Here is a 932-nt window from a genome sequence, read left to right on the forward strand (position 1 = left end):
TATGCTCAATACTCGTGTGGGCTCTGTTGCAAAAATCGTGAAGCTTGAGCATGCTTGGCGGAGATTGGACGGACGGAACGATGACGGATTTCAAGTGGCGCCATTTCCAGGGTGATGTGATCCTGTGGGCGGTGCGCTGGTATTGTCGCTATCCGATCAGCTATCGCGACCTTGAGGAAATGCTGGCGGAACGCGGCATTTCGGTCGACCATACGACGATCTATCGCTGGGTCCAGTGCTACGCCCCGGAGATGGAGAAGCGGCTGCGCTGGTTCTGGCGGCGTGGCTTTGATCCGAGCTGGCGCCTGGATGAAACCTACGTCAAGGTGCGGGGCAAGTGGACCTACCTGTACCGGGCAGTCGACAAGCGGGGCGACACGATCGATTTCTACCTGTCGCCGACCCGCAGCGCCAAGGCAGCGAAGCGGTTCCTGGGCAAGGCCCTGCGAGGCCTGAAGCACTGGGAAAAGCCTGCCACGCTCAATACCGACAAAGCGCCGAGCTATGGTGCAGCGATCACCGAATTGAAGCGCGAAGGAAAGCTGGACCGGGAGACGGCCCACCGGCAGGTGAAGTATCTCAATAACGTGATCGAGGCCGATCACGGAAAGCTCAAGATACTGATCAAGCCGGTGCGCGGTTTCAAATCGATCCCCACGGCCTATGCCACGATCAAGGGATTCGAAGTCATGCGAGCCCTGCGCAAAGGACAGGCTCGCCCCTGGTGCCTGCAGCCCGGCATCAGGGGCGAGGTGCGCCTTGTGGAGAGAGCTTTTGGCATTGGGCCCTCGGCGCTGACGGAGGCCATGGGCATGCTCAACCACCATTTCGCAGCAGCCGCCTGATCGGCGCAGAGCGACAGCCTACCTCTGACTGCCGCCAATCTTTGCAACAGAGCCTCCGTCGCCATGCTGGCACTGTTGCAAAGTTAG

General features: G+C 60.0%; 1 protein-coding gene. It reads left to right on the forward strand.

The features are described 5' to 3' along the window. Positions 1-80 precede the first annotated feature (80 nt). Positions 81-845 carry an IS6-like element IS6100 family transposase gene (locus AACR93_RS05485; RefSeq protein ID WP_001389365.1) on the forward strand — a complete coding sequence of 255 codons (765 nt, stop codon included), beginning with the start codon at positions 81-83 and terminating at the stop codon, positions 843-845. Positions 846-932: the final 87 nt, after the last annotated feature.

This window comes from Aeromonas sp. L_1B5_3, assembly GCF_963866575.1.
Taxonomy (GTDB): Bacteria; Pseudomonadota; Gammaproteobacteria; order Enterobacterales; family Aeromonadaceae; genus Aeromonas; species Aeromonas jandaei.

Excerpts from the sequence above, each read along its gene's own strand:
- AACR93_RS05485 (WP_001389365.1), top strand. The coding sequence starts at position 81 with ATGACGGATTTCAAGTGGCGCCATTTCCAGGGTGATGTGATCCTGTGG.